Origin of the sequence: Rothia nasimurium (assembly GCF_004569295.1) — a bacterium.
GTDB lineage: Bacteria > Actinomycetota > Actinomycetes > Actinomycetales > Micrococcaceae > Rothia > Rothia nasimurium_B.
In genome coordinates, this window is the sequence record NZ_SPQC01000022.1 from 1 (window position 1) to 16,892 (window position 16,892).

The following is a 16,892-nucleotide window of genomic DNA, read 5'->3' on the forward strand; positions in this document are numbered from 1 at the left end:
AAGAGACAGCCTCGAAGACGCCCATAACCTCGAAGAAATCGGCTGCTCCCTCGACACCGACGGCGGCCCCGGCATGCTCTACGACAGCGCATTCACCGACCCCGGTGACCGCCCCGTCCCCGTCTCAGCCGGCTCCTACGCCAACGCCGCCCGCGCCGACGGCAAGGTCGACATCTTCATGTGGGACGGCAAAACCCGCCCCGACTCCCTCTTCCCCGATACCTCCGGAAGCAAGAAGGTCTAGCCGTGGCAGGATTCTTCTCCAAACTCCTCAAACGCAACGAGAACGAAGTAGAACCAGCCACTCCACCCTCGGGCGACCCCTTCGACATGGACTGGGGGAGCGGCCAACCCACCGACGCCGTGGTCTACCAGCTCACCAGCGTCCTCATGCGCTACCCCACCGAAGAAACCCGCGCCCTGCTACCGGAGCTCACCGCGCTCGCTCACGAGACCGGCAACGACTACCTGGTGCGCGGAGTCGCCCGCGTGAGCAGCTGGTACGAAACAAGCGAGCTAGATGCCATGCAGGCCGAATACGTGCAGGAATACGACCTGTCACGCCGGCACGCCTTCCACCTGTCCTACTGGACCGAAGGTGATACCCGCCGCCGCGGCGAGGCCCTAGCCCGCTTCAAGCAGATGTACCGAGACTCCGGCATGGTCACCACCCTGCACGGGGAACTACCCGACTACCTGCCCATGGTGCTGGAGTTCACCGCCCTGGTGGACGCCCGCGCCGGCCGCGCTGCCCTGCAGGCCTACCGCCCCTCCCTGGAGCTGCTACGCCTGGCCCTACGGGACGACAACCTGCCCTACTACGAGCTCATCGAAGCGGTCTGCCAGACCCTGCCCGGAGTTTCCCCCGAAACCCAGGCAGACGTGCAGAAACTCGTCACAGCAGGCCCACCCGCTGAAGCCGTCGGCCTAGCCCTGGCTCCCGGCGACCCCCGCCTACTACCCCTGCTGCTGCCCCACGAACAGACACCCGGCGCCACCGTCGGCGCCGACCACAAGAACGGAGCCCACCTGTGACCACCACAGTCAACGCCCTCGACTTCTTCCTCTGGGGCATCTTCCCCTACATCACCCTCGCCATCGTCATCGGCGGTACCATCTGGCGCTACAAGACCGACCAGTTCGGCTGGACCACCCGCTCCTCCCAGATATACGAATCTCGCCTGCTACGCATTGCCTCGCCCATGTTCCACTACGGCATCCTGGTCGTGCTCGTAGGCCACATCGTAGGCCTCGTCATCCCCAAATCCTGGACCGACGCCGTTGGCATCTCGGAGCACTTCTACCACCTCAACGCCCTGGTACTGGGCTCTATCGCAGCGGTCGCCACCCTCATTGGCCTCTTCGCCATGATCTACCGCCGCCGCACCTCTGCCACCGTATTCCGCGCCACCACCTGGAACGACAAGATGATGTACGTGGCCCTCACCAGTGCCATCGTCCTCGGCTCGGTAGCAACCCTCTTCAACGCCATGGAAATTGAAGGGCACCACAACTACCGCGAAACCGTCTCGGTCTGGTTCCGTTCCCTCTTCTACTTCCAGCCCAACATCGAGGCCATGGCGAGCGCCACCACCTCCTTCCATATCCACGTTATCGTGGCCATGATTCTCTTCTGCCTCTGGCCCTTCACCCGCCTGGTCCACGCCTTCACCGCACCCCTGCACTACATCTTCCGGCCCTACATCGTCTACCGCTCGCGGGGCAAGCGTAACCACGCCCGCGGCTGGTCGCCGGTAGGCACCGCAGACTCCGTGAATAAGGACGCCCGCACGGTCGAGCGCCAGCACCACCACTAAGGAAAATACCATGTCTACTACGGCTGTTGCTGCGAAAGATCCGCAGCTTGCTGGCCAGTTCAAGTACGTCATTATGGCGGCCCTGGCCTCCATGATTGGCTTCTGGGGCTGGACCATGATTGGCCCCCTGGCTAAGTACTACACCGAAACCTACGTCCTGACCGAGGGGCAGCGCTCCCTGCTAATTGCTACCCCGGTGATTGTTGGGTCCCTGGCCCGTATTCCGGTGGGTGCGCTGACTGACCGCTTCGGTGGCCGCATCATGTTCACCATCATGCTGACCCTGACCGGTTCAATGGTGCTCATTACCGGCCTGGTGGGGCAGATGGGTAACTTCTCCCTGCTCCTGCTGGCAGCTTTCTTCCTAGGTATCGGTGGTTCTATCTTCGCGGTGGGCATCCCCTTCGCCGCGGCCTGGTTTGAACCCCACCGCAAGGGCCTAGCCACCGGTATTTTCGGCATGGGCATGGTCGGTACCGCCTGCGCTGCCTTCTTCAACCCCCGCATGCTGGCTGCCTTCGGCTACTTTCCCACCCACGTCATTATGAGCTGCGTAGCCCTGACCTACGCCGTCATCGTCTGGCTTTTCATCCGTGACTCACCCGTTATGAAGGCCCGCACCCCCGAGCCGGTTCTACCCAAGATTCTGGCTGTGTCTAAAAAGCTGGTTACCTGGCAGCTCTGCTTCATCTACGCTGTGGTCTTCGGTGCCTTCGTAGCTTTCTCGAACTTCCTCTCTACCTATATGCAGAACATCTACGGCTACGAGGCCGTTGCCGGCGGTACTTTTGCGGCCATGTTCGCGGCCTGCGCCGTGCTGGCCCGCCCCTTCGGCGGGGTCGCAGCCGATAAGTTCGGCGGCAAGCTCACCACTCTCATCGTTTTCGTTGCTATGACCGTGCTGGCCATCTGCATCGCCTTTGAGCCTGAGAGCACCGCCGTGAATACCCTGATTCACGTGGTCATGGCCCTCTTTGTGGGCTTCGGTACCGGCACCATCTACGGCTGGCTGGGCAAGGTCGTTCGCCCGCAGGACACCGGCACCGTATCGGGCCTGGTCTCAGCAGCCGGTGGTCTAGGCGGCTACTTCCCACCCCTGATTATGGGCGCTGCCTACACCGCCTTCGGCAACTACTTCTGGGGCGTTCTGGCCCTGGGCGCCACCTGCGTCATCTCTATCCTGGTCTCTCTCTGGATGGCCTCAGATAAGAAGGCCGCCCGCCCCGCCTAATCTCATATTCCCTCAGTTATGGGGGAGAGATGCACTCCGAGGACGCCCGCGCCCCGCTTTCCTGCCTACGGGCAGGGGCGGGGCGCGGTGGCGTCCGCCTCCTGATGCTGCCTGCCTTGAAGCGCGAAAGCCGCTCATCTGGTGCTCTAGGTGTAAGGTGTGGCACAATAAGGGTTGATAAAACTAAAATGCCGTTACAACTGATGCGGGAGAGACCGTACACACCCGAGGTTGAGGGACCACGGGCACCGGCGCCGAAGGAGCAAACCCTCCCCGGGAAACTCTCAGGCAAATGTACCGCTCAGTTAGGCAACTCTGGAGAGGGGCGTTAAACCCCCACCGAAGGGGCAAAATTCGCGCTCGCTACCAAGCGTGATGGGTAGCTGCGAACCAAAACTCTCAGGTTTTAACAGAGCGGGGAGGGCACCACCACAGGGCACCCCTGTGGGCAGGTTTACCCTCTACCCCTGGAGAGTTTCATGTCATTCATCGACCGTCACCTTGGCCCCCGTTCAAACGACCAAGAAACCATGCTCTCGGTGCTGGGCTACGACAGCCTCGGCGCCCTCATCAACGAGGTCATCCCTTCCAATATTCGCCTAGAGGGCGACCTCAACCTGCCCGCCCCCCTGTCGGAGCTTGAGGCCCAGAACAAGATTGCCTCCTACGCCGCCCAGAACCAGGTCAAGCACCAGATGATCGGTGCAGGATACTACGACGCCATCACCCCGGCCGTAATCCGCCGCAACATCCTCGAAAACCCGGGCTGGTACACCTCCTATACCCCCTACCAGCCCGAAATCTCCCAGGGCCGCCTCGAAGCTCTGCTGAACTTCCAGAACACCGTGATGGAGCTGACCGGCCTACCCATCGCCAACGCCTCCCTGCTCGATGAGGCAACCGCTGTTGCCGAGGCCGCCGTCATGATGCACCGCGCCAACCGCAAGGTCAAGAACGGCTTCTTCGCTCTCGACGCCCGTGCCCTGCCCCAGACCCTCTCGGTTGTCCGCGGCCGTGCCGAAGCCCTGGGCATTCCCTTCGTAATTACCGACTTCGCTGACGGCCTGCCCGAAGGCGACCTTTACGGTGTCATTATCTCCAACCCCGGTCACGACGGTGAAGTACGCGATATCGAACCGCTCATCAAGGCCGCCAAGGACCGCGGCGCCCTGGTCACCGTCATCGCCGACCTGCTGGCCCAGACCCTGCTGACCGCCCCCGGCCACCAGGGTGCCGACATCGCTGTTGGCTCATCCCAGCGATTTGGCCTGCCCTTCTGGTACGGCGGCCCCCATGCGGCCTTCATGACCGTCTCTAAGGGCATGGAACGCAACCTGCCCGGCCGCCTGGTCGGTGTCTCAAAGGACGCCTTCGGAAAGCCCGCCTACCGCCTGGCCCTACAGACCCGCGAGCAGCACATCCGCCGCGAAAAGGCCACCTCTAATATCTGTACCGCCCAGGCCCTGCTAGCTATCGCTGCCGGTGCCTACGCGGTCTACCACGGCCCCGAAGGCCTGCGCGCCATCGCCAACAGCCTGCACGACAAGGCCTCCCGCATTGCCGCTGCCGGTACCGCAGCCGGCCTGAAGCTGGTCCACGAGACCTTCTTCGACACCGTCGCTTTTGAAGCTGAGGGCCGCGCCGACGAGCTGGTCGTCAAGGCCCTGGAAGCTGGCATCAACATCCGCCGCCTCTCAGCCGACCGTATCTCTATCTCGGTAGGCGAATCCCACACCGAGCAGGTACTCGAAGACCTGGTTACTGCCCTGGGTGGGGAACTGGGGGAGACCGATGCCTACGAGCTGCCTGAGGCCCTGCTGCGTACTGACGACTACATGACCCACCCGGTCTTCCACCTCTACCGCTCTGAGACCTCCATGATGCGCTACCTGTGCTCCCTCTCAGACAAGGACCTGGCCCTGGACCGCACCATGATTCCCCTGGGGTCCTGCACCATGAAGCTGAACGCAGCAGCCGAGATGGAACCTATCTCCTGGCCCGAGTTCGCCTCTATCCACCCCAACGTGCCTGCCGATCAGGCTACCGGTTGGAAGGCTCTGATTGACGAGCTCTCTGCCTGGCTGGTTGAAATCACCGGCTACGACGCCATCTCCCTACAGCCCAACTCCGGTGCGTCCGGTGAATACGCGGGCCTGCGCGCTATCCGCGCCTACCACGAGGCCAACGGCGACACCCAGCGCACCGTCGTCCTAATCCCCATGAGCGCCCACGGCACCAACGCCGCCTCTGCCGCCCTGGCGGGTCTGTCCGTTGCCGGTGTTGCAACCGCCCCCGACGGCTCCATCGACGTCGAAGACCTCAAGGCCAAGATCGAAAAGTACGGCGACACCATCGCCGGCATCATGATTACCTACCCCTCCACTCACGGTGTCTTCGAGGAGCAGGTCGTTGAGGTCTGCCAGCTGGTGCATGACGCCGGTGGCCAGGTCTACGTGGACGGCGCCAACCTCAACGCCCAGATGGGCCTGGCCCAGCCCGGCAAGTTCGGTGGCGACGTCTCCCACCTGAACCTGCACAAGACCTTCGCCATCCCCCACGGTGGTGGCGGCCCCGGCGTCGGCCCCGTCGCTGTTGGCGCCCACCTGGAGAAGTACCTGCCCGGCAACGGCTTTGAAGCGGACGCGGACGGCCAGCTGGCAGATGTACCCCTGCCCATCTCCCAGGCCATGTTCGGCTCAGCCGGCGTGCTGCCCATCTCCTGGATGTACATCGCCATGACCGGTGCTGAGGGCCTGCGCGCTTCTTCGGAGACCGCCATCCTCTCGGCCAACTACATCGCCAAGAAGCTGGGTTCCCTCTACCCCGTGCTGTACACGGGTGAAACCGGCCTGGTGGCCCACGAGTGCATCCTGGATCTGCGCGAGCTGACCGCGGCGTCCGGAATCACCGCCGAGGACGTCTGCAAGCGCCTCATGGACTACGGCTTCCACGCCCCCACCCTGGCCTTCCCCGTGCCCGGCACCCTCATGGTCGAGCCCACCGAGTCAGAGTCCCTGGCTGAGCTGGACCGCTTCATCGAGGCAATGACCAACATCCACGCTGAAATTCAGGAAGTCATCGACGGCAAGGTCAGCGCCGAGGAATCCGTCCTCCGCAACGCCCCGCACACCGCCGAGGTCGTCACCGCCGACGAGTGGATCCGCCCCTACCCCCGCTCCCAGGCAGCCTACCCCGTACACGAGCTGCGCCTGAACAAGTACTTCACCCCCGTGGGCCGTATCGACGGAGCAGGCGGCGACCGCAACTTTGTCTGCGAATGCCCGCCCATGGAAGCCTTCGACCTCGAAGTCCACAGCGCCTAAGGCAAGAAAGGTCTAACCCCTATGTCACCCCAGAAAACTGCCCTCTACCAGGTCCACGCAGACCTGGGCGCCGCCTTCACCGACTTCGGCGGCTGGGACATGCCTCTCAAGTACACCAACGATGTTGAAGAGCACAAGGCCGTGCGCTCAGCTGCCGGTCTCTTCGACCTCTCCCACATGGGCGAATTCCGCGTCACCGGCCCCGACGCCGGCGCCTTCCTGGACTACGCCCTGCTCTCCAACATGTCGATTCTCAAGGTGGGCAAGGCCAAGTACTCCCTGCTTCTGGCCGAGGACGGCGGCGTCATCGACGACCTGATTACCTACCGCCTGGGCGAGGAAGAGTTCCTGGTCATTCCCAACGCCGCTAACGTGGCAGCCGACTACGAGGCCATGAGCGCCCGCACAGCAGGCTTCGACGTGCAGCTGGTGAACGAGACCGCCCAGATCTCCCTGGTTGCGGTACAGGGCCCTGCCTCAGAGGCTATCCTGCTCGACATGGACCCCTCCGACGCTGAAATCATTACCTCCATGGGCTACTATGCAGCTGCCCCCATCCGCTTCGGCGATATTGAGGCCCTGCTAGCCCGTACCGGCTACACCGGTGAGGACGGCTTCGAAATCTATGTCGCTAACGAGGACGCCGCCAAGCTCTGGGCCCTGGCAGCCGAGCGCGGGGAGAAGCATGGGGCTATTCCCGCAGGCCTCGCGGCCCGCGACTCCCTTCGCCTTGAAGCCGGCATGCCCCTCTACGGCCATGAACTGGGCCGCGACATTACCCCCTTCGAGTCGGGTATGGGCAAGCTGGTCGAGATTGCTCTGACCAAGAAGGCCGCCAACTTCGTGGGTAAGGACGCCCTGGTTCAGCTCTCTGAGCAGACCCCGGCTCGCTCCCTGGTCGGCCTCAAGGCCCAGGGCAAGCGCCCCGGCCGGGCAGGCTCCAAGCTGGTAGACGAGAATGGCACCGAGATTGGTGAGATTACCTCGGGTATTCCTTCACCCACCCTGGGCTACCCCGTTGCCATGGCCCTACTGGCCACCGAGCACGCTACCGTAGGTGCGACCGTTAACGTCGATATCCGTGGTAAGGTTACCCCCTTCGACATCGTCGAGCTGCCCTTCTACAAGCGCGAGAAGTAAGCCGCTCAGCGCGCCCCTTTTTAGAACCCTGTGCTACTGCCACCCCGTCACAACCGGCCTTGGACCGGTTGGTAGCACAGGGTTCTTTCTGACCTAGGACCCCTTGACACCCCGCAGGAGCATCACCGATGGACCTCAACGACGCCCCCGATTACCTTTCTGAACCACCCCACTCAGAAGCGCAAACCAAAGCAGAAGCCCTGGACTACGACATCTCCGTCTTCGAGATGTTCTCCATCGGTATCGGCCCCTCCAGCTCCCACACCGTGGGCCCTATGCGGGCCACCAACCGGTTCATCGCCGAACTGATTGACGCCGGCACACTCAAGGACGTCACCCGGGTCCACATCGACCTCTACGGCTCTCTAGCCGCCACCGGCGCCGGGCACGGCACCATGAGCGCAGCCATTAAGGGGCTGGCTGGCTTCGTGCCCGAGACCATCGATATCGCCGCGGCCGAGACCCTCATGGACCGCAACCAGGTGGACGGCACCCTGCCCCTGGCCGGTTACCCCTCAGCTACCTTTGAGTCCGGCGCCCCCGGCCCTGAGGCAACCAAGGTGGGCGGGCCCGTCCTGACCTACAAGGAAGCCGATATCACCCTGCGTCCGCTCACGGTGCTGCCCCGCCACACCAACGGTATTAAGGTCACCGCCTACGCGGGGGAGAGCCTGCTGCTGGAGCGCACCTACTTCTCTATCGGTGGCGGCTTCATCGTTGAAGAACACGAAGAATCTTCAGGTTCCACCGGGCTCTCCAAAGCCCCCTACCCCTTTGGGTCGGGCGAAGAGCTGCTGGACATGGCCAACAGTGCGGGGCTTTCCATCGCCCAGCTCAAGATGGAAAATGAAAAGACCGAGCGGAGCGAGAGCGAAGTGCGCGCCGGAATCCTGCATATTCGGCAGGTCATGAAGGAATGTATCGGCTCCTCCCTGGAACGCATGGGCTACCTGCCTGGCCCCCTCAAGGTGCGCTGCCGTGCTGGCCAGTGGCACCGCGACCTGCTGGCCGAAGACCCCAAGAAATCCTCCGAGTTCGCCATTGACTGGGTCAACCTCATCGCCCTAGCCGTTAACGAAGAAAACGCCTTTGGCGGGCGGATCGTCACCGCCCCCACCAACGGGGCATCCGGCATTATCCCGGCCGTGCTGCACTATGCCCTCAACTACGTGCCCTCGGTGCGCCACCGCGGCCAAAAGGTCATCGATGACGCCGTCGTTGACTTCTTCCTAGCCGCCGCCTCCATCGGGGCCCTCTACAAGAAACGGGCCTCCATCTCTGGTGCTGAGGTGGGCTGCCAGGGTGAGGTGGGCACCGCTTCGTCCATGGCAGCAGCCGGTCTTGCCCAGGTCATGGGCGGTACCAACGAGCAGGTAGAAAACGCCGCCGAAATCGCCATGGAGCACAACCTTGGCCTGACCTGCGACCCCGTCGGTGGCCTGGTGCAGATTCCCTGTATTGAGCGCAACGCTATGGCGGCCTCCAACGCTGTTACCGCCGCCAAGATGGCCCTGCGCGGGGACGGCCAGCACCGGGTCTCCCTGGACCAGGTCATTGAAACCATGCGCCAGACCGGCGAAGATATGTCGCACCGCTACAAGGAAACCTCCATGGGTGGTCTGGCTGTCAACGTGGTGGAGTGCTAGCCGGAGTTTGCAAAAGCCGCAGAGATTGGGTATAGACAGCGCAAATGTTTTGCTGTAGCATGAATATTTGCGCTTCCCTAATCTTCTGTGCCTTCATATAGCGGTGGGCAGGTTGTAACAGGTTTTAAGTACGCCCCAGTACCCCGAACATCAATCTAGCCACTATCCCAGCACGGCACAGGTGCTATAACAGGCTAGTTTGCCTTTTCAACGGGTTCTTGAGTGTACCGCCCCTGGTGGGGGAGCGGGTACGAACAGACATGTCTGTGGAAGGATCCAATCTTGGTCGCCTCGAGCACCTCTAATACTGAAGCCGCTAACGGCGTAGGTTCGCAGCGCCGAATCTCATTCGCAAAAATTGCTGAGCCCCTGCAGGTTCCCAACCTGCTCGCGCTCCAGCTCGACAGCTTTGATCAGCTCGTCGGTAACGAACGCTGGGCAGCTAAAGCAGCTGTAGCAGCAGAAACCGGCGATACCTCCGTCAGCCAGACCTCAGGTCTTGCCGACATCTTCGAAGAAATCTCCCCGATCGAAGACTTCCAGGGCACCATGTCCCTGTCCTTCTCCGATCCCGAATTCGCCGACCCCAAGTACACCATGGAAGAGTGCAAGGATCGCGACGCGACCTACGCAGCTCCCCTGTACGTTAAGGCCGAATTCATGAACAATAACACGGGCGAAATCAAGCAGCAGACCGTGTTCATGGGTGACTTCCCCCTGATGACCGAATCTGGCACCTTCGTGATTAACGGCTCCGAGCGCGTCGTTGTTTCCCAGCTGGTTCGTTCACCCGGCGCCTACTTCGAAAAGACCGCCGACCGCACCTCCGATAAGGACATCTACACCGCGAAGATTATCCCTTCCCGCGGTGCCTGGTTCGAACTCGAAATCGACAAGCGCGACCAGGTCGGCGTCCGTCTGGACCGCCGCCGCAAGCAGTCCGTCACCACCCTGCTCAAGGCCCTGGGCTGGAGCGAAGCCAAGATTCTGGCTGAATTCGGTGAATTCGACTCCATCCGCGCCACCCTCGAGAAGGACACCGTTCAGACTCGCGAAGAGGCCCTGCTTGATATCTACCGCAAGCTGCGCCCGGGCGAACCCCCCACGGTTGATGCTGCCCAGAACCTGCTGGACAACATGTACTTCACCCCCCGCCGCTACGACCTGGCAAAGGTCGGCCGCTACAAGGTGAACCGCAAGCTGGGTATCGACACCCCCGTCAACGACCCCTCAGCTTCCGTGCTATCCCAGGACGACATCGCAGCGATGATCCGCTACCTGGTCACCCTGCACTCTGGTGGCACCAGCATCAAGGGCGTCCGCGACGGCCAGGAAGTCGACATCCTCGTCGACGTTGACGACATCGACCACTTCGGCAACCGCCGCATCCGCGCCGTGGGCGAACTGATCGAAAACCAGATCCGCACCGGTCTGTCCCGTATGGAGCGCGTCGTCCGCGAGCGTATGACCACCCAGGACGTTGAGGCTATCACCCCTCAGACCCTGATCAACATCCGCCCGGTCGTTGCCTCCATCAAGGAATTCTTCGGCACCTCCCAGCTCTCCCAGTTCATGGACCAGAACAACCCGCTGGCAGGTCTGACCCACAAGCGTCGCCTCTCCGCGCTGGGCCCCGGCGGTCTCTCCCGTGACCGTGCAGGCATGGAAGTGCGAGACGTGCACCCCTCCCACTACGGCCGTATGTGCCCCATCGAAACCCCTGAAGGCCCCAACATCGGTCTGATCGGCTCGCTGGCAACCTACGCCCGCATCAACCCCTTCGGTTTCATCGAGACCCCCTACCGTATCGTCAAGAACGGCAAGGTCACCGACGAGGTCAAGTACCTCACCGCCGATGACGAAAAGGGCAACACCATCGCTCAGGCCAATGCACCCCTGAACGCAGACATGACCTTCGCTGAAGAGCAGGTTCTCTGCCGTGCAGGTGACGGCTCAGGCGAAGCAGTGCTGGTAGACGCCGGTGAAATTGAGTTCATGGATGTCTCCCCCCGCCAGATGGTGTCTGTGGCAACCGCCCTGATTCCCTACCTGGAACACGACGACGCTAACCGAGCACTGATGGGTGCTAACATGCAGCGTCAGGCTGTGCCCCTGCTCGAATCAGAGGCACCTGTCGTTGGTACCGGTATGGAACGCTACGCGGCTCTTGATTCCGGTGACTCCGTTGTCGCTAAGAAGGCCGGTGTGGTCTCCGAGGTCTCCGCTGACCTGGTTGTCGTCCGCAACGACGATGGCACCACCACCTCCTACCCCATCCTCAAGTTCCAGCGTTCCAACCCCGGTAACTGCTACAACCACCGTGTTGTTGTTAAGGTGGGCGACCGCGTTGAAGAGCGCAGCCTGATTGCTGACGGCCCCTCAACCGACAAGGGTGAACTGGCACTCGGTAAGAACCTGCTCGTGGCCTACATGTCATGGGAAGGCTTCAACTTCGAGGACGGCATCATCCTGTCCCAGCGCATGATCTCTGACGATGTGCTCACCTCAATCCACATTGAAGAGCACGAAATCGATGCCCGCGACACCAAGCTGGGTGCCGAAGAGATCACCCGCGACATCCCCAACGTCTCCGAAGAGGTGCTCTCAGCCCTCGACGAGCGCGGCATCATCCACATCGGTGCCGAGGTTGAGGCCGGCGATATCCTGGTCGGTAAGGTCACCCCCAAGGGTGAAACCGAACTGACCCCCGAAGAGCGCCTGCTGCGCGCCATCTTCGGTGAGAAGTCCCGCGAAGTCCGTGACACCTCACTCAAGGTTCCCCACGGTGAGTCCGGTACCGTTATCGGCGTCCGTATCTTCGACCGCGAAAACGACGACGAAGACCTGCCCAGCGGCGTCAACCAGCTGGTCCGCGTCTACGTTGCCCAGAAGCGCAAGATCACCGTCGGCGATAAGCTGGCAGGCCGCCACGGTAACAAGGGTGTTATTACCAAGATCCTCCCCATCGAGGACATGCCCTTCATGGAAGACGGCACCCCCGTCGACATCATCCTCAACCCGCTGGGCGTTCCCGGTCGTATGAACATCGGTCAGGTACTCGAAGTTCACACCGGCTGGCTGGCCAAGCAGGGCTGGAAGATCGAAGGCAACCCCGCCTGGCTCGACAAGCTCCACAACTTCCCCAAGGAAACCGGCCCCACCAACGTCGCAACCCCCGTGTTCGACGGTGCCGGTGAAGAGGAACTGTTCGAGCTGCTGGACCACGCTAACCCCAACCGCGACGGCGACCGCCTGATCAACCGCTCAGGTAAGGCCCGCCTGCTCGATGGCCGCTCCGGCGAGCCCTTCCCCGAGCCGGTATCCGTTGGCTACCAGTACATCCTGAAGCTGCACCACCTTGTCGACGACAAGATTCACGCACGCTCCACTGGCCCCTACTCCATGATTACCCAGCAGCCCCTGGGCGGTAAGGCCCAGTTTGGTGGCCAGCGCTTCGGTGAAATGGAAGTGTGGGCACTGGAAGCATACGGTGCCGCCTACACCCTGCAGGAAATCCTGACCGTCAAGTCTGACGACGTTCACGGCCGCGTGAAGGTCTACGAAGCCATCGTTAAGGGCGAGAACATCCCCGAACCCGGTGTGCCCGAGTCCTTCAAGGTCTTGATCAAGGAAATGCAGTCCCTCTGCCTGAACGTTGAGGTTCTCTCAACCGACGGTAAGACCATCGAAATGCGCGATGTAGAAGACGAAGGCTTCCGAGCAGCAGATGACTTGGGCATTGACCTGTCCCACGCAGAGCCCAGCTCTGTCGAAGAGGTCTAAGACCCTCCCATCTGTTCGAACAAGACTTCAAAACACTAGGAAAGAGATAAGGACCAAATGTCCAACGAATCTTCACTTGGTTTGATGCGTATTGGCCTGGCGACCTCCCAGAATATCCTGGACTGGTCGTACGGCGAGGTTAAGAAGCCCGAAACCATCAACTACCGAACCCTGAAGCCCGAGAAGGAAGGCCTCTTCGACGAGCGCATCTTCGGCCCTACCCGCGACTGGGAATGCTACTGCGGTAAGTACAAGCGCGTACGCTTCAAGGGCATCATCTGTGAGCGCTGTGGCGTAGAGGTAACCCGTGCCAAGGTGCGCCGCGAGCGCATGGGCCACATCGAGCTGGCAGCTCCCGTGACCCACATCTGGTACTTCAAGGGCGTGCCCTCACGCCTGGGCTACCTGCTTGACCTGGCCCCCAAGGACCTGGAAAAGATTATCTACTTCGCCGCCTACATGATTACCCATGTGGACGAAGAAGCCCGCCATGAGGACCTGCCCAACCTACAGGCCGCCCACGACCGTGACAAGAAGGTTCTGCAGGACCAGCTCGCAGCCGACATCAACCTGATCGCCCGCGAAACCGAAGAGGAACTTGCCAAGATTGAGGCTGACGGTGGCAAGGCCGCCGAAAAGCGCAAGCTGCGTGACGCAGCCGAGCGCCAGATGGCGTCCGTCCGCAAGAACGCAGAACGCGAAATCGAGCAGCTCGACCGCATCTGGGACCGCTTCAAGAACCTCAAGGTCGCTGACCTTGAAGGCGACGAAGCCCTCTACCGCGGCATGGTCGACAAGTACGGCATGTACTTCGAAGGCTCCATGGGTGCAGAAGCTATCAAGAAGCGTCTTGAGAACTTCGACATGGAAGCTGAAGCAGAATCCCTCAAGGACATCATCCAGACCGGCAAGGGCCAGAAGAAGACCCGCGCCCTCAAGCGTCTGAAGGTTGTCAACGCCTTCCTGACCACCGACAACTCACCGCTCGGTATGGTACTGGACTACGTTCCCGTCATCCCGCCGGAACTGCGCCCCATGGTGCAGCTCGACGGTGGCCGCTTCGCGACCTCCGACTTGAACGACCTCTACCGTCGCGTCATCAACCGCAACAACCGCCTCAAGCGTCTGCTGGAACTCGGTGCCCCCGAGATCATCGTGAACAACGAAAAGCGTATGCTGCAGGAAGCTGTTGACTCCCTGTTCGACAACGGCCGTCGTGGCCGCCCCGTTACCGGCCCCGGTAACCGCCCCCTGAAGTCACTCTCTGACATGCTCAAGGGTAAGCAGGGTCGCTTCCGTCAGAACCTGCTCGGTAAGCGCGTTGACTACTCGGGTCGTTCCGTTATCGTCGGTGGCCCCACCCTGCAGATGCACCAGTGTGGTCTGCCCAAGCAGATGGCTCTGGAGCTCTTCAAGCCCTTCGTTATGAAGCGCCTGGTGGACCTCAACCACGCCCAGAACATCAAGTCTGCTAAGCGCATGGTCGAGCGTTTCCGCCCCCAGGTCTGGGACGTCCTCGAAGAGATCATCACCGAGCACCCCGTGCTGCTGAACCGCGCACCCACCCTGCACCGCCTGGGTATTCAGGCCTTCGAACCCCAGCTGGTCGAAGGTAAGGCTATCCAGCTGCACCCGCTCGTCTGTTCAGCATTCAACGCTGACTTCGACGGCGACCAGATGGCAGTCCACCTGCCCCTGTCACCCGAGGCTCAGGCCGAGGCCCGCATCCTCATGCTGTCCTCCAACAACATCCTGAAGCCCTCAGACGGCCGCCCCGTTGCAGTACCTGACCAGGACATGATCATCGGTCTCTTCCACCTGACCACCGCCCGTGACGGTGAGAAGAACGAAGGCCGCCTCTTCTCGTCCTACGCAGAAGCCATCATGGCTATGGACCGCCACGAGATTGAGCTCTACACTAAGGTCAAGATTGTGCTGGACGACTTCGTACCCTACGAGGGCTGGGAAGCCCCCGAAGGCTACGAGCCCGGTCAGCCCGTCCTGGTAGAAACCACCGTCGGTCAGGTTATCTTCAACGAGACCCTGCCCGCAGACTACCCCTGGTACACCGGCGTTGCCGATAAGAAGTCCCTGGGTGCCCTCATCAACGACCTTGCTGAGAAGTACCCCATGCACGTGGTAGCCAAGACCCTTGACGCGCTCAAGAACACCGGCTTCTACTACGCTTCACGCTCAGGTGTGACCGTTGCGGTCTCCGATATCGCAGCACCCCCCACCAAGCCCGCCATTATGGAAGGCTACGAGGAGCAGGCAGCCAACATCGAATCCCAGTTCGCCATGGGTCTGATCGACGACGTCGAACGCCGTACCGAACTGATCGATATTTGGACCAAGGCAACCGACGAGGTCGCCGAGGCCATGAAGGAAAACCTGGCTGAGAAGAACACCACCATTAACCGCATGGTCACCTCAGGTGCACGTGGTAACTGGATGCAGGTTCGTCAGATTGCAGGTATCCGTGGTCTGGTGTCCAACACCAAGGGTGAGATTATGCCCCGCCCGATTAAGTCTTCCTACCGTGAAGGCCTGTCGGTTCTGGAGTACTTCATCGCAACCCACGGTGCTCGTAAGGGTCTGGCAGATACCGCGCTGCGTACCGCAAACTCCGGTTACCTGACCCGTCGTCTGGTCGACGTTTCTCAGGACGTCATCGTGCGCGAGCACGACTGTGGCACCCGCCGCGGCCTGACCCTGCCCCTGATTGAGAAGGACGCCGCTGGAAACGTCTTCCTGCACGAGAACGTCGAGTCTTCAATCCACGGCCGCGCTCTGGCTGTTGACGTTGTGGCTGAAGACGGCACTGTCCTGGCTGCTGCTGGCGCTGACGTCTCAGATATTGTCATTGACGACCTGTTCAAGGCCGGTATCGAAGAGGTTCGCGTCCGCTCCGTCCTGACCTGTGAGTCAGCAGTTGGTGTCTGTGCCCTCTGCTACGGCCGTTCCATGGCTTCAGGTAACCTGGTCGACATTGGTGAGGCCGTCGGTATTATCGCGGCTCAGTCCATTGGTGAGCCCGGTACCCAGCTGACCATGCGTACCTTCCACACCGGTGGTGTCGCATCGGCTGACGATATTACCCAGGGTCTGCCCCGTATTCAGGAACTCTTCGAGGCCCGCACCCCCAAGGGTGTTGCCCCGATTTCTGAGGTCACCGGTCGCGTCACCATCGAGGACACCGACAAGTCCCTGAAGGTTGTTGTCACCCCCGATAACGGCGACGACCCGGTTGCTTACCCCGTCCTGCGTCGTGCCCGCCTGGAAGTTGCCGAAGGTGACCACATCACCGTTGGCACCCAGCTGGTTGCCGGTGCCGTTGACCCCAAGGAGATCCTGCGTATTCGCGGTCCCCGTGAGGCTCAGAAGCACCTGGTAGACGAGGTTCAGGGCGTCTACCGCTCCCAGGGTGTAGGCATCCACGATAAGCACGTTGAGGTTATCGTCCGCCAGATGCTGCGCCGTATCACCGTCATTGACTCCGGCGAGACCAACCTGCTCCCCGGTGAGCTGGTTGAGAACATCGCCTTCCAGAACGCTAACCGTGCGGCTCTGGCCGAGGGTAAGCGTCCTGCATCAGGCCGCCCCGAGATGATGGGTATCACTAAGGCGTCACTGGCTACCGAGTCCTGGTTATCTGCCGCGTCCTTCCAGGAAACCACTCGCGTCCTGACTCAGGCTGCAATGGAAGGCAAGGAAGATCCACTGGTCGGTCTCAAGGAGAACGTCATCATCGGTAAGCTCATCCCCGCTGGTACTGGCCTTGCCATGTACAACGACATCGAGGTTGAGCCCACCGACGAGGCTCGTGAGGCCCTGTTTGCTCAGACCGCAACTCCCTACAACGATTTCAGCTACGCCGAGACCAACGAGGGTGCTATCAGCCCCGAGTTCCAGGCAATTCCGCTGGATGACTACGAGTTCGGTAAGTAAACCG

The 16,892-nt window shown here is 61.5% G+C and carries 8 protein-coding genes, 1 pseudogene and 2 riboswitches; all 9 genes and pseudogenes read left to right on the forward strand.

The annotated features are described in order from the left end of the window. Positions 1-244, forward strand: a pseudogene (narY, locus tag E4U03_RS12840) (nitrate reductase subunit beta); the annotation flags it as partial. A gap of 2 nt (positions 245-246) precedes the next feature. Further along, positions 247-1,035: a nitrate reductase molybdenum cofactor assembly chaperone gene (gene narJ / locus E4U03_RS07130; protein WP_135012853.1), complete on the forward strand. Its 789-nt coding sequence runs from the start codon at positions 247-249 to the stop codon at positions 1,033-1,035. Then, a complete protein-coding gene (gene narI, locus E4U03_RS07135) occupies positions 1,032-1,817 on the forward strand; it encodes a respiratory nitrate reductase subunit gamma (RefSeq protein ID WP_135012855.1) in 786 nt (261 codons plus the stop codon). Before narJ ends, narI begins: the two co-directional genes overlap by 4 nt. Before the next feature lie 10 nt (positions 1,818-1,827). Then, positions 1,828-3,048 (forward strand): MFS transporter, encoded by a 1,221-nt coding sequence (locus tag E4U03_RS07140; RefSeq protein ID WP_135012857.1) that lies wholly within the window; start codon positions 1,828-1,830, stop codon positions 3,046-3,048. 196 nt (positions 3,049-3,244) lie between these two features. Next, positions 3,245-3,358, forward strand: a riboswitch (glycine riboswitch). Continuing rightward, a riboswitch (glycine riboswitch) is annotated at positions 3,359-3,471 on the forward strand. A 56-nt stretch (positions 3,472-3,527) separates the two neighbouring features. Further along, on the forward strand, positions 3,528-6,371 hold the full coding sequence (gene gcvP, locus E4U03_RS07145; RefSeq protein ID WP_135012859.1) for an aminomethyl-transferring glycine dehydrogenase: 2,844 nt from the start codon (positions 3,528-3,530) through the stop codon (positions 6,369-6,371). Positions 6,372-6,392: 21 nt separating this feature from the next. Next, positions 6,393-7,511 carry a glycine cleavage system aminomethyltransferase GcvT gene (gcvT, locus tag E4U03_RS07150; RefSeq protein WP_135012861.1) on the forward strand — a complete coding sequence of 373 codons (1,119 nt, stop codon included), beginning with the start codon at positions 6,393-6,395 and terminating at the stop codon, positions 7,509-7,511. Positions 7,512-7,639: 128 nt separating this feature from the next. Next, positions 7,640-9,157 (forward strand): L-serine ammonia-lyase, encoded by a 1,518-nt coding sequence (locus E4U03_RS07155; RefSeq protein WP_135012862.1) that lies wholly within the window; start codon positions 7,640-7,642, stop codon positions 9,155-9,157. A 282-nt stretch (positions 9,158-9,439) separates the two neighbouring features. Beyond that, positions 9,440-12,940 (forward strand): DNA-directed RNA polymerase subunit beta, encoded by a 3,501-nt coding sequence (locus tag E4U03_RS07160; RefSeq protein ID WP_135012864.1) that lies wholly within the window; start codon positions 9,440-9,442, stop codon positions 12,938-12,940. Between the two features lie 57 nt (positions 12,941-12,997). Beyond that, positions 12,998-16,888 carry a DNA-directed RNA polymerase subunit beta' gene (locus E4U03_RS07165; RefSeq protein ID WP_135012872.1) on the forward strand — a complete coding sequence of 1,297 codons (3,891 nt, stop codon included), beginning with the start codon at positions 12,998-13,000 and terminating at the stop codon, positions 16,886-16,888. The last annotated feature ends 4 nt before the right edge of the window (positions 16,889-16,892 follow it).

Excerpts from the sequence above, each read along its gene's own strand:
- E4U03_RS07140 (WP_135012857.1), top strand. The coding sequence starts at position 1,828 with ATGTCTACTACGGCTGTTGCTGCGAAAGATCCGCAGCTTGCTGGCCAG.
- gcvP (WP_135012859.1), top strand. The coding sequence starts at position 3,528 with ATGTCATTCATCGACCGTCACCTTGGCCCCCGTTCAAACGACCAAGAA.
- gcvT (WP_135012861.1), top strand. The coding sequence starts at position 6,393 with ATGTCACCCCAGAAAACTGCCCTCTACCAGGTCCACGCAGACCTGGGC.
- E4U03_RS07155 (WP_135012862.1), top strand. The coding sequence starts at position 7,640 with ATGGACCTCAACGACGCCCCCGATTACCTTTCTGAACCACCCCACTCA.
- E4U03_RS07165 (WP_135012872.1), top strand. The coding sequence starts at position 12,998 with ATGTCCAACGAATCTTCACTTGGTTTGATGCGTATTGGCCTGGCGACC.